Genomic DNA, 22,714 nt, shown 5'->3' on the forward strand with positions numbered 1-22,714 from the left:
AAAAACTCGTCAGGCAGGGGCTCTAGGCGGCCGAACGCTGGCCGGCCCGCTGCTCCACCAACTCGGCGATGGTGTCGATGACCTGCTGCAGTGTCAGGTCGCTGGTGTCCACCAGGACGGCGTCCGCGGCCTGGGTCAGTGGTGCGGTGGCCCGCGAGGAGTCGGCGGCGTCGCGGCGGCCCAGGTCGGCCGCCATCGCGGCGATGGTCGCCTCGTCCACGCCCTTGGCCCGCAGCTCGGCCGCGCGCCGCTCGGCCCGGGCGGCCTCGGAGGCGGTCAGGAAGATCTTCGCCGTGGCGTCGGGGAAGACCACCGTGCCCATGTCCCGGCCCTCGGCGACGATGCCCCGCTCGGCGTGCCCGGCACAACCGCGCTGCAGCTCGACCAGCCGGGTCCGCACCTGCGGGACGGCGGCGACCGCGCTGACCTTGGCGGTCACCTCGGGGCCGCGGATCGGGCCGGAGACGTCCTGGCCGTCGACCGTGATGGTCGGGCCGTCGGCGTCCGTGCCGGAGACGATCACCGGCTTGCCGCAGGCGATGGCCACCGCCTCCGGGTCCTCCACGTCGACCTCGTTGGCCAGCATCCACCAGGTCATCGCCCGGTACATGGCACCGGTGTCGAGGAAGCTGAGGCCGAGCCGGGTCGCCACCGCGCGGGAGACGGTCGACTTGCCGGAGCCGGAGGGTCCGTCGATGGCGACGACGACCGCGGCGTGCGCTCGGTCGGCAGTGTCCACAGGGAACCTCTCTTCTCAACACCCGGGGAGTTACCTCAAGGTTAGACGACCGCGGACACCCCTCCCGCTGCCGCTGCCGCCGGACCTGCCCCGGCCTAGTCCCGCACGTCCCAGCCGCGCTCCCCCAGCGCCTCCACCAGCCGCCGCACGGCCGTGGGCTCCACCTGGAGCTGGACCAGGCCGACCCGCTGGCCGGCCGAGTGGTCGATCGCCACGTCCTCGATGTTGACCCCGGCCCGGGCGGCCTCCCGGAAGAGCCGGCTCAGCTCGCCCGGCTGGTCGCCGATCGCCACCACCACGGTCTCGTAGCGGGTGGGCGGGGCGCCGTGCTTGCCTGGGATCCGCGCCTGGCCGTGGTTGCCACGGCGCATCACCGCCTCGATGTCCGCGCTGCCCGCCTGCCGGACCGTCTCGTCGCCGGTTTCCAGCGCGCGCAGCGCGGCGACCGTGGTGCCCAGGTCGGCAGCCAGCTCCTCCAGGATGTCGGCCACCACCCCGGCGTTGGCGGACAGGATGTCCAGCCACATCCGCGGGTTGGAGGCGGCGATCCTGGTGACGTCCCGCACCCCCTGCCCGGCCAGGCGCACGGCCGTCTCGTCGGCGTGCTCCAGGCGGGCGGCGACCAGCGAGGAGAGCAGCTGCGGGGTGTGCGAGACCAGCGCGACGGCGCGGTCGTGCGCGGCGGCGTCCATCACCACCGGCATCGCGCCGCAGAGCGCGACCAGCTCCAGCGCGGCGTTGAGCGTCCCGGTGTCGGTGTCGGCGGTGGGGGTGAGCACCCAGGGCCGGCCCTCGAACAGGTCGGCGCGCGCGGCCAGCGGCCCGGACTGCTCACGGCCGGCCATCGGGTGGCCGCCGATGTAGTGCACGGTGTCGCAGCCCAGCGCGGCGACCTCGGCGCGCGGTCCGGACTTCACGCTCGCCACGTCGGTGTAGGAGCGGGCCAGGCCGCTGCGCTGGCAGTCCGCCAGCACCTTGCCGACCAGCGCGGGCGGGACGGCGATGATCGCCAGGTCCACCGGCTCGGTGGGCTCCTCGACGATGCCCGCGCCCAGCGAGGCGGCGGTGCGGGCCGCGTCGGGGTCGGCGTCGGACAGGTGGACCGCTATGCCCCGCCCGGTCAGCGCGAGTGCGGCGGAGGTGCCGATCAGACCGGTGCCGACGACGGCGACAGTACGCATGGCGCTGCTGTTCTCCTGCGTTCCTGGAGGGGACGATGGACGATCTCCACATCCTCCCGCACCCGTCCCGGCTCTGCTCCCCCGCCCCCTGGGACAGGCCCCGGCCCGTATGCGTGCCGCGTGCCTGTGACAGCTGTCACCTACGACGGGCAGACTGGGCCATCGCAGCGGTCCGGAAACAGCGGTGCACCAGGGGAGACGGCATGACCGACGAGCGAACAGACACCACCGCGCCACCGGCCTGGCCCACCGTGCTGGACAGCGTGGTGGTCCACGCCTCGGGCGCCGTCTGCCGGCGCCTGGCGCACGGCACCCTCCCGGTCCAGAGCGCGCCCGAGGGCAGCCCGCCCGCCCCGCGCCGGCTGCGGCTGACCGGCCTGCCCTCCTCGCTGCGCCCCGACTCGCTGCGCGCCGCGCTGCCCGAGGGCCCGGCCGGCTGGCGGATCACCGAGGTCCGCCAGGAGGCCGAGGCCCGGCTGACCGAGCCCGAGCAGCTGCCCGAGCTGCGCACCCGGCTGACGCAGGCCGAGCAGGCCGAGGCCGCCCTGTGGTCGCGCAGCGGGCGGCTGGCCACCCGGATCGCCCAGACCGCCGAGCTGCACGCCGTGCCCCCACCACAGCACCCGACCGACCCCGGGCGCCCCGCCGCCCCGGGCCAGGGCGCCCAGCCGCTGCGCCGCGCGCCCGCCGAGGCGCTGCTCACCCTCGCCGACTTCGTCGACGAGCGGCTGACCGTGCTGCACGCCGAGGCCGAGGCGCTCGGCGAGCAGCTGCGGCAGGCCACCCGCGAGCGCGAACTGCTCGCCGACCGGCTGGCCCGCGCCTCCAGCGCCGAGCCCACCACCCCGGTCGGGACCAGCGCGGTGGTGCTGCTCACCCTCACCCCGGACGAGGACGCCCGGCCGCTGCCCGCCGAGCCGATCGCCGTCGCGCTGGAGTACCGGGTCCCGGACGCCCGCTGGGTGCCGACCTATCAACTGGACCACCGGCAGGACGGCGCGAGCGGCACCCTGCTGCTGCGCGCCGCCGTCGCCCAGCGCACCGGCGAGGACTGGAGCGGGGTCCGGATCGCCTTCTCCAGCGCCGACCTGCACCGCCCGGCCGGGCTGCCCGAGCTCCGCTCGATCCGGATCGGCCGACGCCAGCCCGCCCCCGCGCCCTCCGGCTGGCGCGAACCGCCGAGCGGCCTCGGCGACCTCTTCGCGGACTACGACAGCGTCCCGCGGCCGACCGCGCCCGCCCCGCGCCCGCAGCCCGTCGCGCTGGGCGCCGCACCGGCCGGGGCGCCCCGGCCCGAGCAGCTCAGGCATCGCGCCGCCGGCCCCAGGTCCTACGGCGCGGTCCCGAGCGGACCGCCGCCCGCCGCTGCGGCGCCCGCCGCGCCGAGCGCGCCCCAGTCCGCGCCCACGCCCTCCGGTCCCCCTCCCGGCGCCGGGGCGCCCCGCCTCATGCACGCCCAGCTGGCCTCGTTCGACGGCGCTCCGCCGGCCCCGCCCGCGCCCGGCGCACCCGCGCCGCCGGAGCCGCAGCCCCCGCACCCGGCCCCCGATCTGCTCGACTACGCCGGCCTCACCCTGGCCGGGCCCACCGCCCCGGCCGGCCGGCGCGGGCGGCTGCACCCCGGCGCCCGGCACCGCACCGCCGCGGACCACGCCCTCGCGCCCGCGCTGCCCCCGCACGCCGTCCCGCCCCGGGTCTCGGCCGGCTCCTTCGACCAGCGCCACGACGCCGAGGCCCGCACCGACGTGCCCTCCGACGGCGTCTGGCACACCGTCGGCCTCGGCCGGCTCCCGGTGGCGCTGCGCCCCGAGTACGTCTGCGTGCCGGCCGTCGACCCGACCGTCTACGCCACCCTGCTGCTGGCCAACACCGGTGACCGCGCGCTGCTGGCCGGCCCGTTGGAGGTCACCGTGGACGACGCGTTCCTGCTGACCACCGCGCTGCCCACGCTCGCCCCGGGCGCCACCCGCCGGATCGGCCTTGGCGTGGCGGAGAGCGTGCGGGTGACCCGGCGGACCGAGTCGCAGGAGTCCACGGCCGGCCTGCGCGGCTCCACCACGGTGCTCACCGAGCAGATCCACCTGGAGCTGGCCAACCGGCTGACCCGCCCGGTGACGGTCGAGGTCCGCGAGCGGATCCCGGTGACCGGCGAGAAGGAGATCAGGATCGAGGAGCGCCCCGGCACCCCGCCCTGGTCCGCCCCGGCCACCCCCTTGGAGATCCATCCGCCGGGCAGCCGGCTCTGGCAGGTCGACCTGCCGCCCGGCGGCCGGGTCGCGCTCAGCGCCGGCTACGAGATCCGCATTCCGGCCGGCAAGGCCCTGACCGGCGGAAACCGAAGGAGCTGACCAGATGCCCACGCCCGAGGTCCACCCGACCACCCCGCTCCCCGTCACCGCCGTCACCTGCCTGGAGGACCGCGCCCACGTCGAGCGCACCGCCACCCTCACCCTCGCCGCGGGCCAGCAGCGGCTGCGCCTTGGCCCGGTCAGCCCGCTGGCCGTCGACCACAGCCTGCGCACCGAGCTGGCCGCCGCCGACGCCACCGCCCGGGTGCTGGACGCCCGGCTGACCCGCAGCTGGACCCCGCGCGAGGTGGGCCCGCCCGGCGCCGGGGACTCCGCGCTGCGCCACCGCCTGCACGAGCTGGAGACGGCGCTGCGCACCGGCGCCCAGCGGCGGGACCGGCTGACCGCCCGCCTGGCGCTGCTCGACCAGCTGGACGCCGACCTGCTGCGCGAGATCGGCGAGGGCACCGGCCTGGGCGAGGCCGAACCGGCGCGCTGGTCGCGGGAGCTGGACCGGGTGGCCGAGGAGCAGGACACCCACGGCGAGCGGCTGCGCGCGCTGGAGGCGGAGCTGGCCGAGCTCGCGGAGCAGGAGCAGGCCGCGCGGCAGGCCCTGGCCGACGCCGAGTCGCAGCCCCGGGAGCTGACCGCCTACCTGGACCTCACCGTGCTGGCCGACCGCCCCGCCACCGCCGCCCTGACGGTGCGCCACCTGACGCCCTGCGCGCTCTGGCGCCCGGCCTACCGGGCGGTGCTGGCCGGCAAGGAGCTGCGGCTGGAGTCGGACGCGGTGCTCTGGCAGGCCACCGGCGAGGACTGGTCCGGGGTGCGGCTGACCCTCTCCACCGCCCGCTCCGCGCTCGCCGCCGAGCCGCCGCTGCTGGTCGAGGACCGGCTGACGCTGCGGGAGTTGAGCAGCGCCGAGCGCCGCACCGTGGAGGTCGAACTGCGCGAGGAGGAGATCGGCACGCTCGGCCCGGACGGCACCGCCCCGGGCACCGCGGCGACGGCTGCCGCGGGCGACCTGCCCGGGGTGGACGACGGCGGCGAGGTGCGGGTGCTGACCGCCCCGGCCCCGGCGAACCTGCCCGGCGACGGTCGGGCGCACCGGATCCCGCTGGCCGGTTTCAGCGCACCGGCCGGCGCCGAGCTGACCGCGGCCCCCGAGCTCTCCGCGCTGGTCAGCGAGGTGGTGCGGTTCGGCAACCTGGCCGGCCACCCGCTGCTGGCCGGCCCGGTCGAGCTGGTCCGCGACAGCGGCTACGTCGGCCGCGGCGAGCTGCGCTTCACCGCCACCGGGGCGACGGCCGAGCTGGCCTTCCCCGGAGCGGACGACTACCGGCTGTTCCGCGAGGTCGCGGAGAGCCGCAGCAGCTCGGGCCTGCCGGGTCTGGGCCAGCGCAGCGTGCTGACCCGCACGGTGCGGGTTTACGTCTCGCGGCTCTCCGCACCGGGCGAGCAGGGCGAGCGGTCCCTGACGCTGCGCGAGCGGATCCCGGTCTCCGAGGTCTCGGCGGTCGAAGTGCGGCTGCGCGCGCAGGAGTGCGACCCGGCCCCGGCGGAGGTGGACGCCGAGGGCGTGGTCCGCTGGGAGCTGCCGCTGCCGCCCGGGGGCCGACGGACCGTCACCCTGGTGTACGAGGTGCTCGCTTCGGCCAAGGTCGCGGGGCTGACCGCGTAGCCGTCAGGTACAAAAGACCTATGATCCTGCACCTCGCACCCCTGGACGACTGGCTCCGCGATCCCGGCCGGCCGTACAGCGCCGGCTCACTGCTGACGGACGGCTTCATCCACTGCTCGCCGGACGAGCCGACCACCCTGGCCGTGGCGAACCTGTTCTTCGCCACGGCGCCGGATCCGCTGATGGCCCTGCTGATCGACCCGGAGGAGGTGGAGCCGATGCTCCGCTGGGAGGCGCCCAGCGGCGAGCGCCCGCTGGGGGTGGCACCCGACGTGCTCTTCCCGCACATCTACGGGCGGCTCAACCGCAGCGCCGTCAAGGGCCTGGCCAAGCTGGAACGCGGTTCGCACGGACGCTGGGCCCGCTTCGAGCCCTGGAGCTGACCGGCGCGGCCGGCCTGGGCCCCGGCCCTCGACCGGCCGGCTACAGCCAGCCGCGCTCGCGGGCCGCCATGCCGGCCTGGAACCGGGTGGTCGCACCCAACTCGCGCATCAGCCCCTGCAGCCGGCGCTGGGTGGTGCGCGCGCTCCAGCCCAGCGAGCGGGCGATCGACTCGTCGGTCAGGCCCGCCGCGAGCAGGCCGAGCAGCTTGCGCTGGTCCGACTCCGGCTCGTTCGGCCCCGGCTCGGTGCCGAGCGCGGCCTGCAGCGGCACCGCCCGGTCCCACTCCGCCTCGAAGAGCCCGTCCAGGGCCTGCAGCAGCGCGGAGGGGTGGATCACGTAGGCGGCGTCCAGCACGCTGTCCCCGATGCTGATCGGGATGATCGCCATCCGGAGGTCGGAGAGGATCATCTTCATCGGCAGGGTGCTGCGCACCCGGGCCTCCTCCCCGTCCTGGACCCCGATCAGGATCTCGTTCTCCAGCCGCCCGGGCCAGGCCACCGCCTCCCGGTCGTAGACGGTGCGGTACCGCACGCCCGCCTTGAGCCGGGTGCGCTGGCGGGTCAGGTTGGCCACCGGGTCCTGCACGTAGGGCGGGCAGTCGAAGCCGCGCACCTGCTGGATGCTGGTGTCCTGCAGGTGCGCCAGGCGCTGCGCGATCGCCTCGCCGCCGGTGAGCACCTCGACCGAACGGGCCGGGTCGGTGAACCGCGACGCCTCGCGGAAGGCGTCCATCAACCGGTGCATCTCGGCCCGCGCGCTGCGCAGTTCGGCCTCGCGGTGGCCGATCAGGGTGCCGATGGCGACGTCGGGTGCCACGGCCAGGTAGCGGTCCCGCTCGACCGGCGCCCGGGTGGCCATGCCGTGCTGGGCGAGCCGGCTGAGCGCCTTGCCGCTCTGCTGGGCGGTCAGGCCGCAGCGGGCGGCGAGTTCGGCGGCGGTGGACTGCGGGGCGGCCACCAGTGCGGCGTAGACCTGACCGTCGGGCTCGGAGAGCCCGAGCGCGCTGAAAGCGTCAAGCATGACGTCCCCTCCCCACACATGGCGGCTTCACGCCAATTGTCGAGTGATGTTTTCGTGGCCATCTTCTGCCACGGACGTTCCCCGTGACAACCCGCCCCGGCCGACCCGCGCAATCCGGCACGGAATCCCGGCGGACACGGCAGGGGCCGCGCACCCGACGGATGCGCGGCCCCTGGACGGCTGGCGGGGCGGGGTCAGAGACCGACCTCGCGCATCAGCTGGCCGACCTCGGGGTTGGTCAGCCGGCGCAGCCAGCCCGACTTCTGGTCCCCGAGCGCGATCGGGCCGAAGTGGGTGCGGACCAGCTTCTCCACCGGGAAGCCGGCCTCGGCGAGCATCCGGCGCACGATGTGCTTGCGGCCCTCGTGCAGGGTGACCTCGACCAGGTAGTTCTTGCCGACGTTGGAGACGACCTTGAAGCTGTCGGCGCGGGCGAAGCCGTCCTCCAGCTCGATGCCCTGGGCCAGCTGCTTGCCCAGGTCGCGCGGGATCGGGCCCTGGATCGCGGCCAGGTAGGTCTTGGTCACGCCGTAGCGCGGGTGGGTCAGCCGGTGGGCCAGCTCGCCGTGGTTGGTGAGCAGGATGATGCCCTCGGTCTCGGTGTCCAGCCGGCCCACGTGGAACAGCCGGGTCTCCCGGTTGGTCACGTAGTCGCCCAGGCACTGGCGGCCGTCCGGGTCCTCCATGGTGGAGACCACGCCGGCCGGCTTGTTCAGCGCGAAGAACAGGTACGACTGGGTGGCGACGGTCAGGCCGTCCACCTTGATCTCGTCGTTCTCGGGGTCGACCCGCTTGCCCTGCTCGGTGACCAGCGAGCCGTTGACCTCGACCCGGCCCTGCTCGATCAGCTCCTCGCAGGCGCGGCGGCTGCCGACGCCGGCCCGGGCCAGCACCTTCTGCAGGCGCTCGCCCTCCTCGCTGCTCGCCTTGGCACCGGGGCCGTCGTGGCGGCGCAGCACCGCGTCCTCGATCTTGGCCTGCAGCTCGCGCGAGCGCTGCGGCGGCTGGCGGCGCGGGTCGCCAGGGGCGCCCTGGCCCTCGCGGCGCGGGCGCGGCGCGGGGCCGGGACGCCGGCCGGCGAAGCCGCCGCGGGCGGGGGTGGCGTTGGGGCCGCCGCCGTACTCGGGACGGTCGTAGCGGCGCTCCTCGGGGCGCAGCGGACGGTCGGGGTACTGCCGGCGGTCGTCGCGGCGGTCGTCCCGACCGCCGCCCGTGCTCCCGCCACCGCTGCGCCCGCGGCCGGCACCGCTGCCGCCGCCGTAACCACCGCCGCCGCCGCTGCCACCACGACCGCCGTAGCCGCCGCTGCTGCTGCCACCACCGCTGCTGCCCCGGCCGCCGTAGCCGCCGCTGCTGCCGCCCCGGCCGCCGCCGCTGCTGCTGCCACCACCGCTACGACCGCCGTAACCGCCGCCGCTGCTGCTGCTGCCGCCACCACTGCCGCCCCGGCCGCCGTAGCCGCCGCCGCTGCTGCTGCCGCCCCGCCCACTGCCGCCGCCGAAGCCTCCCCGGCTACCGCCGCCGCTGTTCCTGCCGTTACCGCTGCCACTGCTACGCATCAAATGTCCGTACGTCGATTCCATCGGAAAGTGCGGGTCGTGCCGGCCGACCTCACTGCACTTCCCGTGCGCCCGCAGCGGCCACCGCGTCCGCGAGCACCGTGCCTTCGAGGGACTCCGCTTCCACGTCGTCGACCTCGGGCAGGAAGGGCGCGAGCTCCGGCAGCTCGTCCAAGCCGCGCAGCCCCATCCGTTCCAGGAAGTAGTTCGTCGTCCGATACAGGATCGCACCTGTTTCGGGCTCGGATCCGGTCTCTTCCACCAGTCCTCGCTGTACCAGGGTACGCATCACGCCGTCACAGTTCACACCGCGTACCGCGGAGACCCGGGATCTGGACACCGGTTGCCGGTAGGCGACCACCGCCAGCGTCTCCAGGGCGGCCTGGGTCAGCCGTGCCTGCTGACCGTCCAACACGTAGCGCTCGACCACCGGCGCGCAGGCCGCCGCGCTGTAGTAGCGCCACCCGCCGGCCACCAGCCGCAGCTCGAATCCCCGCCCCTGCGCGGTGTACTCCGCCGCCAGCTCGCGCAGCACGGCGGCCACCTCGGCGCGCGGGCGCTCCACCACCTGCGCCAGGCGCGCCTCGGTGACCGGCTCGTCGGCGAGCATCAGCACCGCCTCCAGCGCGGGCCGCAGCGCGACCGCCGGCCCGGCCGGCGCCTCGACCGGCGCCTCCGCGAAAGCCTCGGGGTCCGCCAGGCCCTCAGAGCCCCCAGGGCCCTCAGGGAGGTCGGGAAGGTCGAGCGCTGCCCCCGTCTCGGGGACGGCCTGCGGCGGCACCGGCAGCGGCTCGGCCGCGGCCGGCTCCACCCACTGCGCGGCCTCGCCCGCCGGGCCGTCCTCCACCGCGCCGGGATAGGCCGACTCCTGCCACTCGCCCTCGCGCGCCTGGCCCGGCAGGCCGAGCGCGCGGCGCGCGGGCCGGCCGCCCTGCCCGGCGGCCCCGTGGTCCTCAGCGGTCCCGCTCATCCCCGGCTCCCTCTCCTCGCCCGGGCGCCTCGCCTGCGCCGCCGTCGAACTCGTCCGTCACCTCGATCACCGTCCGCTGCGGGTCGGCCACCCAATGGACCGTCAGCTCCCCCAGCGCCTCGGGCTGCTCGAAGGCCAGCGCCCGCTCGCGGTAGAGCTCCAGCAGGGCCAGGAACCGGGCCACCACCACCAGGGTGTCCCCGGCGTCGGCCACCAGGGCCGCGAAGCCGGCCGAGCCGTGCGCGGTGAGGTACGCCGTGACCAGCGCGGCCTGCTCGCGGACGCTGACCGCCGGGGTGTGGATGTGGTCCACGTAGACGGCCGGCTTGGGTCTGGGCGTCATCGCCTTGGCGGCCAGCTGCGCGAAGCGCTCCAGGCCGACGTGGATCACCACCTCCGGCAGCAGCTCGGCGTGCTGCGGCTCCAGGCCCACGGTGCGCGGGCGCAGCCGCTGCTCCTCGGCCCAGCGCTGCTCCAGGACGTCGGCCACCCGCTTGTACGCGCGGTACTGCAGCAGGCGGGCGAAGAGCAGGTCACGGGCTTCGAGCAGCGCGAGGTCCGCCTCGTCCTCGACCTCGGCGACGGGCAGCAGCCGGGCCGCCTTGAGGTCGAGCAGGGTGGCCGCGACCACCAGGAACTCGGTGGTCGCGTCCAAGTCCCAGTCCGGCCCCATGGCGCGCAGGTGGGCCATGAACTCGTCGGTGACCTGGGCGAGGGCGACCTCGGTGACGTCCATCTTGTGCTTGGCGATCAGACCGAGCAGCAGGTCGAAGGGCCCTTCGAAGTTGGCCAGCCGCACCTGGAACGCACCGCGCGCCGCATCGGCGCCGCCACCGACGGCGGCGTCAGGGACGCCGGACGGGGCTTCGGCCGGGGCTGCTGCGGGATCCGTGCGGGTGCTGGACATCGCGGCCCATCCTCACACGCCGACCGCGCTCAACGGCCGCGCAACCGCCGGACCAGGATGCTGGCCTCACCCCGTTGCTCCAGGTCGGCCAGGACGACCGCGATGGCCTCCCGCACGACCCGGCCGCGGTCCACCGCGAGGCCGTGCTCGCCGCGCAGCACCAGGCGCGCGTGCTCCAGGTCCATCAGTTCCTCGGCGGAGACGTACACGGTGATCTTCTCGTCGTGCCGCTCGCGCCCGCTGGGGCGCCGGGGCGCGCGCCCGCGCGGACGACGCCTGGCCGCGCCGTCGCCGCTCTGCTGCTCCTCGGACCCGGCCGGTGCGGGCACGCCGCCCTGCGGGGCCCTGAGCGGGGCGCTGCCGGCCGTGCCGGCGGGGACGCCGGGGACACCCGGCACCCGCTCGATGCGGGGGCGCTGCACGGTCGCGCCGACAGCGCCCGTCCCGGTGTCCGCCGAGGGAGCGTCCGCCGAAGTGGCGTCGGGCTGCTGCGCACCGCTGCCGCCGTCCACCGGGTCGGCGGCCGAGCGACTGGCCAGGGAGGGCGAGAGCGCCATCCCCCCGGTGGTGCGGAACAGCTCGTCGGCCCCCGGGAGGCTCACTCGACGGGGCGGCACCGGTCGAGCACCTCCCTGGCGAGCTGCCGGTAGGCGGCAGCGCCCACCGAGTTGGTCGCGTACGTGGTGATCGGCTCGCCGGCCACCGTGGTCTCGGGGAACCGGACGGTGCGCCCGATCACCGTGTGGAAGACGTGGTCGCCGAAGGCCTCGACCACGCGTGCCAGCACCTCGCGGCTGTGCACGGTGCGCGAGTCGTACATGGTGGCCAGGATGCCGTCCAGGCGCAGCTCGGGGTTGAGCCGCTCGCAGACCTTCTCGATCGTCTCGGTCAGCAGCGCGACCCCGCGCAGCGCGAAGAACTCGCACTCCAGCGGCACGATGACGCTGTGCGCCGCGGTGAGCGCGTTGACCGTCAGCAGGCCCAGCGAGGGCTGGCAGTCGATGATCACGTAGTCGTAGTCGGGCAGCAGCGGCTTGAGCGCGCGCGCCAGCGCCGACTCCCGGGCCACCTCGCTGACCAGCTGCACCTCGGCGGCCGACAGGTCGATGTTGGAGGGCAGCAGGTCCATGCCCGGCACGGCGGTCTTCAGCAGCACCTCGTCGGCGGTCAGGCCCCGCTCCATGAGCAGGTTGTAGACCGTGACGTCCAGCTCCATCGGGTTGACCCCGAGCCCCACCGAGAGCGCGCCCTGCGGGTCGAAGTCGACCAGCAGTACCCGGCGGCCGTACTCGGCCAGCGCGGCGCCCAGGTTGATGGTGGAGGTGGTCTTGCCGACGCCGCCCTTCTGGTTGCACATCGCGATGATCTGCGCGGGGCCGTGCTCGGCCAGCGGCGCGGGGATCGGGAAGTACGGCAGCGGGCGACCGGTGGGACCGATCCGCTCACGGCGCTGGCGGGCCGCGTCGGGGGCCAGCGTGGCGGCGTACTCCGGGTCCGGCTCGTACTCGGCGTCCGGGTCGTCGTAGGAACCGTAGGCGAATTCGCTGTAGCCCAGATGCTGTGCGGAGCTCAGATCGGCCTCGTAGACATCGGGGCCGGCGCTGTGCGCGGCGGCCTGCCGGGCCTCGAAGGTCCGCACGGCGACCGTGCCGATCTCGCTGGCTCCGACGGTGGAATATGCGGCCCCGGTGTCGTCGGTCGGCTGTCCGGAGACGCGCTCCGCCAGTCCTGGCTGACCACCCCCGGGAGCAAATGTCGACTCATTCACAAGTCGTCTTACCTCCTTGGGCATCCAGGGCATTATGTCGATTCGTCAGCCTGACACCATGCCGACGGTTTGCGACTCTAGGCCGTTTCGGGCGTTCGCAGCAACACAATCCACGGTAGTGGGCCCGATGTGTCGGCCGCCCGACCGGGTTCTGTCAAGGGGCGGGTGAGCCGACCCTCGGCGCGTTGACGCATGCCGAAGCCCCCGGTCGGCTGCTGCCGACCAGGGGCCTTCGGGGGTCCGACGGACGACCGCGCGGCGGTCGCCGGGCGTCCTGCCGGGGTGTCAGGCCACCCTGGCGGTGTGTCAGGCGAGCACGCTGTCCAGGGAGATGGAGGGCAGGCCGAACGCCTCGGCGACGGCGCCGTAGGTGATCTGGCCCTCGTGCACGTTCAGGCCCTTGGCCAGCGCGGCGTCGCGGCGCAGCGCCTCCTTCCAGCCCCGGTTGGCCAGCTCCACGATGTAGGGCAGGGTGGCGTTGGTCAGCGCGTAGGTGGAGGTGTTCGGGACGGCGCCCGGCATGTTGGCCACGCAGTAGAAGACCGAGTTGTGGACCTCGAAGGTCGGCTCGGCGTGCGTGGTGGCACGGGAGTCCTCGAAGCAGCCGCCCTGGTCGATCGCGATGTCGACGAGCACGGAGCCCGGCTTCATCCGGGAGACCAGCTCGTTGGTGACCAGCTTGGGGGCCTTGGCGCCCGGGATCAGCACCGCGCCGATCACCAGGTCGGCCTCGATGACGGCCTTCTCCAGCTCGAAGGAGTTGGAGGCGATCGCCTTGATCTTGTTGCCGAAGATCCGGTCGGCCTCGCGCAGCTTGTTGATGTCGCGGTCCAGCAGGGTCACGTCGTAGCCCATGCCGATCGCGATGGTCGCCGCGTGCCAGCCGGAGACGCCGCCGCCGATGACGACGCACTTGGCCGGGTGGGTGCCGGGCACGCCACCGGGCAGCACGCCGCGGCCGCCGGCCGGGCGCATCAGGTGGTAGGAGCCGACCTGCGGGGCCAGCCGGCCCGCGACCTCGGACATCGGGGCGAGCAGCGGCAGCGCGCCGTTGGCCAGCTGCACGGTCTCGTAGGCGATCGCGGTGGTGCCGGAGGCGACCAGCGCGTCGGTGCCGGCCCGGTCGGCCGCCAGGTGCAGGTAGGTGAAGAGCGTCTGGCCCTTGCGCAGGCGGTGGTACTCCTGAGCGATCGGCTCCTTGACCTTCAGCAGCAGGTCGGCGGTGGCCCACACCTCGTCGGCGGTGGCGAGGATGGTGGCACCGGCGGCCACGTACTCCTCGTTGGGGATGGAGGAGCCGACGCCGGCGCCGTCCTCGATGAAGACCTCGTGGCCGTTGCGGACCAGCTCATGCACGCCGGCCGGCGTGATGGCCACGCGGTACTCGTGGTTCTTGACCTCGCGGGGGATGCCGACCTTGGTCACGGTTAAACACGTCCCTCTTGCCATGGGAGTCCCAACCGGGGGAAGACCGGCGGGTGCCGCACGCGGGCAGGCCTCCGGCATGGCCGGGACACGCTGCACTGCGCGACAATGTCGAGTGTAATGAAGCCCAGCAGATCCGCCAGCCTTCCAAAGTGACTAAATCCGCTGGACACGTTGGCAGATTCGTAGGCATGCCTCTGGGTTTTCCTGGCAAACCCGCCCAGAACCGGCAAACCTTCCCATCCCGCCCGGGACCGGCCGCAAGACCGGCGGCCGGTGACCGCGAAAACCGCTGGCCGGAGCCCCGTGGAGCACCGGCCGACGCCCTGGGCAGCCCCGGACGGGCCCGCCGGGCCCTAGCGGGCCCGGTCCGTCGCGGAGCGCGGCGCCAGGGCCGCCAGCGCCGCCGCGACCGCCTGCGTGCCGCGCTCGTCACCGAGCCGGCGCAGCAGCCCCAGCGCCGCCCGGTACTCCCGGGCCGCCTCCTCGAAACGGCGCTGGGCGGCGTGCGCCTCGCCGATCCGGGCCAGCAGCCGGGCCTGGGCCGCCGGCTCGTCCAGGCCGCGCCGCAGCGCCAGCGCCCGGCCGTAGCTGTCGGCCGCCCGCACCGCGTCGCCCAGCGCCCGGTGGCACTCGCCCACCCCCTCCAGCGCGCGGGCCGCGACCGAATCGTCCAGCGGATCCCTGCTGTGCGCGAGGGCCGCCCGGTAGTCCTCGCAGGCCCGGGCCCACTGCCCGGCCGCGGCCCGCAGCTCGGCCAGGTTGAGCAGTGCCGCCGCCGCCCGGCGCGCCGCGCCCTGCCGCTCGGCCCAGGTCAGCACCAGCTGGTGCAGCCGCACCGCGTCGGTGGGCGCGAGCGGGCCGGCCAGCGGCAGCGCCCGCAGCAGCGCGCTGGTCAGCCGGGCCGCCGAGCCGTCCAGATCGCCCTGCCCGATCGCCAGCTCGGCCGTCACCAGCAGCGACTCGCGCTCCCCCAGCAGCCAGTGGCGGGCGTGGGCCGCGGTCCGCAGCCGCAGCGGCCCGGGCAGCGGATCGGGTGACTGCCGGCCGGGGTCGAGCAGTGCGCGGGCCGAGTCCACCAGCCGCACCAGCCGCTCCAGCAGCCGGGCGCGGGCCAGCTGCACCTCACCGGGGCGGTCCAGCTCGCTCCGCATCGCGGTCAGCTGGGCGAAGAACCGGCCCGGCACCCGGTACCGCGCGGTGCCGTCGGCCGCCGCCTCCAGCTGCTCCAGCAGCTCGCCCTCGGCCAGCGCGTGCAGCGCGGCGGCGGCCTCCGGGGCCGGGCAGCCCCCCAGCGCGGAGGCGGTGCGCAGGTCCGCCACGCCGTCGGGGGCCAGCGTGAGGGTCCGCAGCAGCCGGGCCTGCGCCACCGGCAGCGCCCGGTAGCGCAGCATGAACGCGGCGGCCAGCACCTCGCCGCCGCCCTCCCCGCCCAGTTCCTCGCCCGCCTCGCGCAGCGCCGCGGCCGCCTCGGGCACGGCCGCCTTGGGGTGGGCCCGCAACCAGTACGCCATCAGCCGTAGGGGGGCGGGCCGCCCGGCGCAGGCCTCGGCCAGCTCGGCCGCGCCCACCGGGTCGCAGCTGATCCGGGTGCCGCCGACCAGCGTGGTGAGCAGCTCGATCGCGGCCGGCTCGTCCAGGCCGCGCAGGATCACCGGGTCGACCCGGAAGCGGTCGGCCAGCGCGCTGAGCGGCCCGCTGGTGACCGCCAGCACCAGGCAGCGCGGCTCGGCGGGCAGCAGCGGGCGCAGCTGCTCGGCGCTGGCCACGTCGTCCAGCAGCAGCAGGGTCTCCCGCCCGGTCAGCGCCTCCCGCAGGCCCGCGCAGGCCGGATCCTCGGCCTCGCCGGGTGCGCCGTCCGGCGGCGGGGCGGCGGCCGGACAGTGGTCGAGCGCGGCCAGCAGGCGCCGGGCCACGGCCCCGGGCGCCACGGCGCTGCCGTCGGGCGCGCTGAGCGAGGCGACCAGCACCCGGCGCCCGCCGGCCACCGAACGGGCGAAGCGGCGGGCCAGCGCGGTGCGCCCGGAGCCGGCGCGACCGCTGACCACCAGCACCCGGCAGGCGGCCCCGGCCGGGCGGCCGGCCTCGGTGCGCAGCGCGGCCAGCTCGGCCGCCCGCCCGGCGAACGGCTCGGGGCCCGGCGGCAGGCCGGCCACCGGCCCGTCGGGGGCCGGACGTGCGTCCATCGTCGCCGTCTTTCTCGCCACCTGCGCCACTCCCGACCCGGTCGCCCAGCTTCCCGTCAGCGAAGCGTAGTTCGCTGGGAGCACCGGGCCGAGCGGACATCGGTATGACCAAGTGGCAAATCACCCAACCGCACTAGACGATGCGTCAACTCCCTCCTGAAGATGACCCTCACGAGGGAGTCCGCGCACGACCTAAGCAGTGGTGAAGGGCCTGGCCGGCCAGGGGGCGTCGGCCGGGCGCAGTGCCGCCGGGCCGGCGCCGGTCAGCGCCGCGTGCAGTGCGAGGGTGCCGGTGATCAGGGTCGGGTTGTGCAGCTCGCCGGCCAGGATCAGCTCCACCAGCCGCGCGAGCGGCACCTGGGCGGTCTGGATCTCCAGCTCCTCGCCCTGCGCCTCGTACCTCTCCTGCGCGGACTCGGCCAGGTCGGTGGCCAGGAAGAGCCGCAGCGCCTCGTCCGTGCCGCCGGGCGAGGAGTAGAAGTCGACCAGCACCCGCCAGGTCTCCGCCTTGCAGTGCGCCTCCTCGTACAGCTCGCGCTGGGCGGCGTGCAGCGGGTTCTCCCCCGGCACGTCGAGCAGCCCGGCCGGCAGCTCCCACAGGCGCTGGCGCACCGGGTGGCGGTACTGGCGCACCAGGAGCACCCGCTGCTGGTCGTCCAGCGCGAGCACCGCGACCGAGCCCGGGTGGGTCTGGTAGTCCCGGCGGGCGTAGCTGCCGTCGGGCATCAGCACCTCGTCGCTGCGCACCCCGGTGACCCGGCCCTGGAACGGGAGCTCGGTGGCCCGCACCTCCCACTGCTCCGCCACGTCCCGAATCCCGTGCTCCCCGATCCCGTCAGGCATTGCGATCTCCCCACTTCTCGTCAGTACGACACAATCTAACGCCGAACGGCGGCCCCGCGTGGTCCGCGAGGCCGCCGTTCGGCACGAGCCGACGTTCAGAGAGGCGCCGCCGTGCTACTCGGCGCCGGTCTTGATCTTGATCGCCGCGGCCACCAGACCCGCGAACAGCGGGTGCGGGCGGGTCGGACGGGACTTCAGCTCCGGGTGCGCCTGGGTGGCGACCAGGTAGGGGTGCACCTCGCGCGGGTACTCGACGTACTCCACCAGGTCACCCTTGGGCGACAGGCCCGAGAAGACCAGGCCGGTCTTCTCCAGGTCGGCGCGGTAGGCGTTGTTGACCTCGTAGCGGTGGCGGTGTCGCTCGTCCACGTACTGCTCGCCGCCGTAGACCTCGCGCACGATCGAGCCCTCGGCGAGCTTGGCCGGGTAGAGGCCCAGGCGCATGGTGCCGCCCAGGTCGCCCTTGCCGTCCACGATCGCCAGCTGCTCGGCCATGGTGGAGATGACCGGGTGCTTGGCGGCCGGCTCGAACTCGGTGGAGTTGGCCTCGGGCAGGCCGGCCAGGTTGCGGGCGGCCTCGATGACCACGCACTGCAGACCCAGGCAGAGTCCGAGCAGCGGGATCCTGTTCTCCCGGGCGTAGGTGATCGCGGCGACCTTGCCGGTCACACCGCGGTCGCCGAAGCCACCGGGGATGCAGATCGCGTCCACGTCGCCCAGCTGCTCGGCCGCGCCCTCGGGCGTCTCGCAGTCGTCGGAGGTGACCCACTTGATCTCGACCCGGGCGTTGTTGGCGAAGCCGCCGGCCCGCAGCGCCTCGGTGACCGACAGGTAGGCGTCGGGCAGGTCGATGTACTTGCCGACCAGCGCCACCTTGACGATGTGCTGCGGCTCGTGGACCCGGCGCAGCAGGTCGTCCCAGGTGGTCCAGTCCACGTCGCGGAACGGCAGGTCGAGCCGGCGCACCACGTAGGCGTCCAGGCCCTCGCCGTGCAGCACCTTGGGGATGTCGTAGATGGACTTGGCGTCGATGGCCGCGACCACGGCCTCCTCGTCCACGTCGCACATCAGCGAGATCTTGCGCTTGATGGCCTGCGGCACCTCGCGGTCGGCGCGCAGCACGATGGCGTCCGGCTGGATGCCGATGTTGCGCAGCGCGGCCACCGAGTGCTGGGTGGGCTTGGTCTTCAGCTCGCCGGAGGGGCCGATGTAGGGCAGCAGCGAGACGTGCACGAAGAAGACGTTGTCCCGGCCGACCTCGTGGCGCACCTGGCGCACGGCCTCCAGGAACGGCAGCGACTCGATGTCGCCGACGGTGCCGCCGACCTCGGTGATCACCACGTCGACGTCCTCGGTCGCCATCCGGCGGATCCGGGACTTGATCTCGTTGGTGATGTGCGGGATGACCTGGACGGTGTCGCCCAGGTACTCGCCGCGCCGCTCCTTGGCGATCACCGTCGAGTACACCTGACCGGTGGTCACGTTGGCCGAGCCGTGCAGGTTGGTGTCGAGGAAGCGCTCGTAGTGACCGATGTCCAGGTCGGTCTCGGCACCGTCGTCGGTGACGAACACCTCACCGTGCTGGAAGGGGTTCATCGTGCCCGGGTCCACGTTCAGGTACGGGTCGAGCTTCTGCATCGTCACTCGAAGGCCGCGGGCCTTGAGCAGGGCACCGAGGCTGGAGGCCGTGAGGCCCTTGCCCAGCGATGAGGCAACACCCCCGGTGACGAAGAGGTGCTTGGTCGTCACGGCGCGGCCGTTCGCCGCCTTGCCGGAATGGGGCTGTGCCAAGAGGGGGCTCCCGTGGGTCGCTGTCGAGGATGACGCCGGTGGATGTGCGGTCCGCAGAGCCGACGAGAGGCCGAAAAACCGGGGTCGTCAGTCAGCGGGTCCGGGGCGGTTTATCCACCAGTCCACGGGATACCAGGGTATCAGCGAGCAGGACAGCGCGCGGTCCCACGCCCGTCCGATGGCCCGGAAGGGTGCCGGTCCGCCCGCAGGCGCAGGGCGCCGTCCGCCGAGCTGACCAGGGCGGGATGGCCCGCAGTGATCACTGCCGGATGCCCCGTCCGGCGGCTCCTCTCACCCATGCGGGCTACTTTCACCCCTTGCGCCTGAGCAGACGGCGGTACCTGATCGTTTCCGGGTGCTGAGCCCAGCCCTGGCGTCGTATCCTGCACGGACGCATCGCCGACAGCAGAGCAAAAGCCGAGGACGAGGGGTCCGGACGACACCTCTCCGTCCCCGATGCGCGACCGGACTCCCCGCACCACCAGTTCATTGCCAGGCAAGTCCAGAAACCCACCGTGCGCTGTTCACCGACACCCTCGCGCGGCCCCTCCTCGGCCACCGTCACCAGCGGTTCCGAGCGGCCCTGGCCCTGGTATCCGCATCACCCCCGGCCCCGCAGTGACGCTCTCGCCTCCGTCGGCGACCGCCGAGCACTACCGCGAACTGGAGATGCACGTGGCCGGCCGTATCGAGGACTACGCACTTATCGGAGACATGCAGACCGCCGCGCTGGTCAGCAGAGACGGCGCCGTGGACTGGCTCTGCCTGCCCCGCTTCGACTCCCCCGCCGTCTTCGCCGGCCTGCTGGGCACCGATGAACACGGCTTCTGGCGGATCGGCCCCGCCGAGGCCGCCCCCGTTGCTCCCCAGAGCCAGGCCGGCGCGGTGCCGACCGCACCCGCGCCGCGTGCGCCGTTCACCGATACGAGTGATCTCAAGGCCGTGCCGAGCAGCGCGGCGGCTCCCGCCGTGCCGGCCGACCGGCGCCGTTACCGGGGCGATTCGCTGATCCTGGAGCAGGAGTGGGACACCCCGCGCGGCAGCGTGCGGGTGATCGACTTCATGCCGCCGCGGCACCTGAGCGGGCAGGAGCCGGTGCCGCAGATGATCCGGATCGTGGAGGGCGTCTCGGGCCAGGTGCGGATGCGCTCGGCCGTTCGGATGCGCTTCAGCTACGGAAAGATCGTTCCCTGGGTGCACCGGGTCGAGCAGGGCGACGTGCACCGCACCGCCGCGGTGGCCGGGCCCGACTCGGTCTGGCTGGACGGCGAGGCCGAGACCTACGGGCGCAACCTCACCACCTATGCCGACTTCACCATCACGGCCGGCGAGCGGGTGGCCTTCGCGCTCACCTGGCAGGCCTCCCACCTGCCGCCCCCGGAGATCCCCGACCCCGAGGGCTCGCTGACGCTGACCGAGGAGTTCTGGCTCGACTGGGTCGCCCAGTGCACCTACCAGGGCCCCTACCGCGACGCCGTGGTCCGCTCGCTGATCACCCTCAAGGCGCTCACCTACGCCCCCACCGGCGGCATCGTCGCCGCACCCACCACCTCGCTGCCCGAGGACATCGGCGGCGAGCGCAACTGGGACTACCGCTACACCTGGCTGCGGGACGCCGCGATCACCCTCTCCTCGCTGCTGCGCACCGGCTACCGGGAGGAGGCGCGGGCCTGGCGCGAGTGGCTGCTGCGCGCGGTGGCCGGCGACCCGGAGAACCTGCAGATCATGTACAGCATCACCGGCCAGCGCGAGTTGAACGAGTCGGTGCTCGACTGGCTGCCCGGCTACGAGGGCTCCCAGCCGGTGCGGGTCGGCAACGGCGCCGCCGACCAGCTCCAACTGGACGTCTACGGCGAGGTGGTCGAGGCGCTCTACCTGGCTCAGATGACCGGACTGTCCCGCAGCGACCACGCCCACCTGCTCCAACTGCGCCTGATCGGCTACCTGGAGGAGCACTGGAAGGCCCCCGACGAGGGGATCTGGGAGGTGCGCGGGCCGCGCCGGCACTTCGTCCACTCCAAGGTGATGGCCTGGGTCGCGGTGGACCGCACCATCAAGCTGATCGAACAGACCGAGGCCGAGGGCCCGCTGGAGCGCTGGCGGGCGCTGCGCGACGAGATCCACGCGGACGTCTGCGAGAAGGGCTACGACCCCGAGCGCAACACCTTCACCCAGTACTACGGCGGCACCGAGCTGGACGCCTCGCTGCTGCTGATCCCGCAGGTGGGCTTCCTGCCGCCGGACGACAAGCGGGTGATCGGCACCATCGAGGCGATCCAGCGCGAACTGTCCACCGAGGACGGCTTCGTGCTGCGCTACCCCACCCACGACGAGTCGGGCGAGAACGTCGACGGGCTCTCCGGCCACGAGGGCGCGTTCCTGGCCTGCTCGTTCTGGCTCGCCGACGACCTGGCGATGATCGGACGGGTGGCCGAGGCCCGCGAGCTGTTCGACCGGCTGCTCGCGCTGCGCAACGACCTGGGCCTGCTGGCCGAGGAGTGGGACCCGCGGCTCAAGCGGCAGGTCGGCAACTTCCCGCAGGCCTTCAGCCACGTGCCGCTGATCGACACCGCGCTGCGGCTGACCGCCTGCGGCGCCGCCTTCCTGGCACCGCAGCCGCTGGCCGCCGAAGCCGCCGCCCGGCAGGGCACGCAGCACAGCGCGCAGCAGCCGGCCTGACCCCGGGCCGGTCCGCCCCGCGCCGTCAGGGCTTGTCTGACAATTCCCTCGGACAAGCCCTGGGGGGCGGACCGGCTCAGCCGCGCTGGACCAGCTCGTCGTAGGTGCTGAGCACCTGCGCGACGGTGGCGGCCTCGTCCGGCCAGGTCTCGGCCTGGGCCGGGCCCGCCTTGGCCAGCGCGGCCCGGCGCGCGGGGTCGGCCAGCAGCTCGCGCACCGCGCCGCCCAGCGCCGCCGGGTCACCGCCGGGCACCAGCACCGCCGCGTCGCCCACCAGCTCGGGAATCCCGCCGACGGCGGTGGCCACCAGCGGCACGCCCGCCCGCAGCGCCTCCTGGGCGACCAGCGAGCGGGCCTCCCAGCGGCTGCTGATCACCACCAGGTCGGCGGCGGCCAGCAGTCCGGGCACGTCGGTGCGGTGCCCGAGCAGCCGCACCGGCAGCCGCTCGGCGGCCGCCCGCTCCGCCAGCTCCAGGGCCAGCGGACCGTCCCCGGCCAGCAGCACCAGCGGGCGCGGCTCGCCGGTCAGTTCCCGGGTGGCCTCCAGCAGCTGGCCAAACCCCTTGTGCGGGACGAGCCGGCCGACGGCCAGCACCAGCGGGCGGTCCAGCTCGCCGGGGCCCAGCAGCGCGGCCCGGGCCGCCGCCCGGTCCAGGTGACCGACGGCCGGCGGCGGGGCGGCCACCGGGCCGAGCCGGGCGTCGGTGGCGCCCAGCTCGCGGGCCCGGGCCACCAGGTCGGAGGAGGCACCGAGCACCAGGTCGGCGGCCCTGGCCACCCGGCGCTCCATCAGCCGCTGCAGCCGCCGCTCCAGGCCGGTGGCCAGCAGGGCGTGGTGGAACGTCACCACCAGCGGCGTCTCGGGCCGCAGCCCGGGCAGCCGCCCGGCGGTGCGCAGCGCGAGGTCGGCCAGCAGCCCGGCCCGCAGACCGTGCGCGTGCACCAGGTCGGCACTGGTGAAGGCGCGGCGCAGCTCCCCGATCGCGTTGGCGTCGCTGCGGGCGCCCGAGGTCGCGGTGATCTCCACCGGATGGAAGACAGCGCCGGTGCGGGAGAAGCCGAAGAGCGCATCGGACTCGGCCGGCGCGCACACCGTGACTTTCACGCCGTGCGCGGTCAGGCCCTGGGCCAGCGAGCGCACATGGGCGCCGATCCCGCCGCTGCCGGCGGACAGCACCAGCACCACGTGCAACTGGCCCGGGCCCGGGCCGTTCGCACTCTCCCGGGCGGAGGAATGGTCCACGTCGTTTCGCTCCGACATCAGTTCTGGGATCCCGCTCACATCTGATTCCG

General features: G+C 74.5%; 17 protein-coding genes. 4 read left to right on the plus strand and 13 right to left on the minus strand.

What is annotated here, in order from left to right; genetic code table 11:
- Window positions 1–22 precede the first annotated feature (22 nt).
- Window positions 23–739 carry a (d)CMP kinase gene (gene cmk / locus OG500_RS11500; RefSeq protein WP_327066461.1) on the minus strand — a complete coding sequence of 239 codons (717 nt, stop codon included), beginning with the start codon at window positions 737–739 and terminating at the stop codon, window positions 23–25.
- A 95-nt stretch (window positions 740–834) separates the two neighbouring features.
- Entirely contained in the window at window positions 835–2,157 is a 1,323-nt protein-coding gene (locus OG500_RS11505) for a prephenate dehydrogenase (RefSeq protein ID WP_329579422.1), read from the minus strand.
- Here OG500_RS11505 and OG500_RS11510 point away from each other — a divergent pair.
- The 3 genes from OG500_RS11510 to OG500_RS11520 are packed head-to-tail and all read left to right on the plus strand — an operon-like array spanning window position 2,124 to window position 6,272.
- On the plus strand, window positions 2,124–4,268 hold the full coding sequence (locus OG500_RS11510; RefSeq protein ID WP_329579424.1) for a DUF4139 domain-containing protein: 2,145 nt from the start codon (window positions 2,124–2,126) through the stop codon (window positions 4,266–4,268). The two genes, OG500_RS11505 and OG500_RS11510, sit on opposite strands and share 34 nt — an antisense overlap.
- A gap of 4 nt (window positions 4,269–4,272) precedes the next feature.
- A complete protein-coding gene (locus tag OG500_RS11515; RefSeq protein WP_329579426.1) occupies window positions 4,273–5,889 on the plus strand; it encodes a mucoidy inhibitor MuiA family protein in 1,617 nt (538 codons plus the stop codon).
- Window positions 5,890–5,909: 20 nt separating this feature from the next.
- Complete coding sequence (locus OG500_RS11520; RefSeq protein WP_329579429.1) at window positions 5,910–6,272, plus strand: DUF952 domain-containing protein; 363 nt, start codon at window positions 5,910–5,912, stop codon at window positions 6,270–6,272.
- A gap of 40 nt (window positions 6,273–6,312) precedes the next feature.
- Here OG500_RS11520 and OG500_RS11525 read toward each other — a convergent pair whose 3' ends face one another.
- The 10 genes from OG500_RS11525 to OG500_RS11570 form a co-directional block, all read right to left on the minus strand.
- Window positions 6,313–7,293: a helix-turn-helix domain-containing protein gene (locus tag OG500_RS11525; protein ID WP_329579432.1), complete on the minus strand. Its 981-nt coding sequence runs from the start codon at window positions 7,291–7,293 to the stop codon at window positions 6,313–6,315.
- Window positions 7,294–7,487: 194 nt separating this feature from the next.
- On the minus strand, window positions 7,488–8,852 hold the full coding sequence (locus OG500_RS11530; RefSeq protein ID WP_329579434.1) for a pseudouridine synthase: 1,365 nt from the start codon (window positions 8,850–8,852) through the stop codon (window positions 7,488–7,490).
- 52 nt (window positions 8,853–8,904) lie between these two features.
- Window positions 8,905–9,552 (minus strand): SMC-Scp complex subunit ScpB, encoded by a 648-nt coding sequence (scpB, locus tag OG500_RS11535; protein WP_329587503.1) that lies wholly within the window; start codon window positions 9,550–9,552, stop codon window positions 8,905–8,907.
- 253 nt (window positions 9,553–9,805) lie between these two features.
- A complete protein-coding gene (locus tag OG500_RS11540) occupies window positions 9,806–10,729 on the minus strand; it encodes a segregation and condensation protein A (RefSeq protein ID WP_329579437.1) in 924 nt (307 codons plus the stop codon).
- A gap of 29 nt (window positions 10,730–10,758) precedes the next feature.
- Window positions 10,759–11,286, minus strand: a complete 528-nt coding sequence (locus tag OG500_RS11545; protein WP_329587506.1) for a hypothetical protein — start codon at window positions 11,284–11,286, stop codon at window positions 10,759–10,761.
- A 41-nt stretch (window positions 11,287–11,327) separates the two neighbouring features.
- Window positions 11,328–12,383: a ParA family protein gene (locus tag OG500_RS11550; protein ID WP_442789324.1), complete on the minus strand. Its 1,056-nt coding sequence runs from the start codon at window positions 12,381–12,383 to the stop codon at window positions 11,328–11,330.
- 420 nt (window positions 12,384–12,803) lie between these two features.
- On the minus strand, window positions 12,804–13,922 hold the full coding sequence (gene ald, locus OG500_RS11555; RefSeq protein WP_442789143.1) for an alanine dehydrogenase: 1,119 nt from the start codon (window positions 13,920–13,922) through the stop codon (window positions 12,804–12,806).
- A gap of 356 nt (window positions 13,923–14,278) precedes the next feature.
- The gene (locus OG500_RS11560) at window positions 14,279–16,108 is read right to left on the minus strand and encodes an AAA family ATPase (RefSeq protein ID WP_329579442.1); all 1,830 of its coding nucleotides are present in this window, start codon (window positions 16,106–16,108) and stop codon (window positions 14,279–14,281) included.
- 192 nt (window positions 16,109–16,300) lie between these two features.
- Window positions 16,301–16,951 carry an NUDIX hydrolase gene (locus OG500_RS11565; RefSeq protein ID WP_329579445.1) on the minus strand — a complete coding sequence of 217 codons (651 nt, stop codon included), beginning with the start codon at window positions 16,949–16,951 and terminating at the stop codon, window positions 16,301–16,303.
- Between the two features lie 114 nt (window positions 16,952–17,065).
- Window positions 17,066–18,742, minus strand: coding sequence for a CTP synthase (locus tag OG500_RS11570; protein WP_327066473.1), 1,677 nt, complete (start codon window positions 18,740–18,742; stop codon window positions 17,066–17,068).
- 675 nt (window positions 18,743–19,417) lie between these two features.
- Between OG500_RS11570 and OG500_RS11575 the strand changes: the two genes are divergently transcribed.
- Complete coding sequence (locus tag OG500_RS11575) at window positions 19,418–21,421, plus strand: glycoside hydrolase family 15 protein (RefSeq protein ID WP_327071514.1); 2,004 nt, start codon at window positions 19,418–19,420, stop codon at window positions 21,419–21,421.
- Window positions 21,422–21,497: 76 nt separating this feature from the next.
- Here OG500_RS11575 and OG500_RS11580 read toward each other — a convergent pair whose 3' ends face one another.
- A complete protein-coding gene (locus OG500_RS11580) occupies window positions 21,498–22,682 on the minus strand; it encodes a glycosyltransferase family 4 protein (protein WP_327066474.1) in 1,185 nt (394 codons plus the stop codon).
- Window positions 22,683–22,714 lie beyond the last annotated feature (32 nt).

Source organism: Kitasatospora sp. NBC_01250 (assembly GCF_036226465.1).
Classification (GTDB): Bacteria; Actinomycetota; Actinomycetes; order Streptomycetales; family Streptomycetaceae; genus Kitasatospora.

Coding starts and splice junctions, on each gene's coding strand:
- OG500_RS11510 (WP_329579424.1), top strand. CDS start 2,124: ATGACCGACGAGCGAACAGACACCACCGCGCCACCGGCCTGGCCCACC.
- OG500_RS11515 (WP_329579426.1), top strand. CDS start 4,273: ATGCCCACGCCCGAGGTCCACCCGACCACCCCGCTCCCCGTCACCGCC.
- OG500_RS11520 (WP_329579429.1), top strand. CDS start 5,910: ATGATCCTGCACCTCGCACCCCTGGACGACTGGCTCCGCGATCCCGGC.
- OG500_RS11525 (WP_329579432.1), bottom strand. CDS start 7,293: ATGCTTGACGCTTTCAGCGCGCTCGGGCTCTCCGAGCCCGACGGTCAG.
- OG500_RS11530 (WP_329579434.1), bottom strand. CDS start 8,852: ATGCGTAGCAGTGGCAGCGGTAACGGCAGGAACAGCGGCGGCGGTAGC.
- OG500_RS11540 (WP_329579437.1), bottom strand. CDS start 10,729: ATGTCCAGCACCCGCACGGATCCCGCAGCAGCCCCGGCCGAAGCCCCG.
- OG500_RS11545 (WP_329587506.1), bottom strand. CDS start 11,286: ATGGCGCTCTCGCCCTCCCTGGCCAGTCGCTCGGCCGCCGACCCGGTG.
- OG500_RS11560 (WP_329579442.1), bottom strand. CDS start 16,108: ATGGACGCACGTCCGGCCCCCGACGGGCCGGTGGCCGGCCTGCCGCCG.
- OG500_RS11565 (WP_329579445.1), bottom strand. CDS start 16,951: ATGCCTGACGGGATCGGGGAGCACGGGATTCGGGACGTGGCGGAGCAG.
- OG500_RS11580 (WP_327066474.1), bottom strand. CDS start 22,682: ATGTCGGAGCGAAACGACGTGGACCATTCCTCCGCCCGGGAGAGTGCG.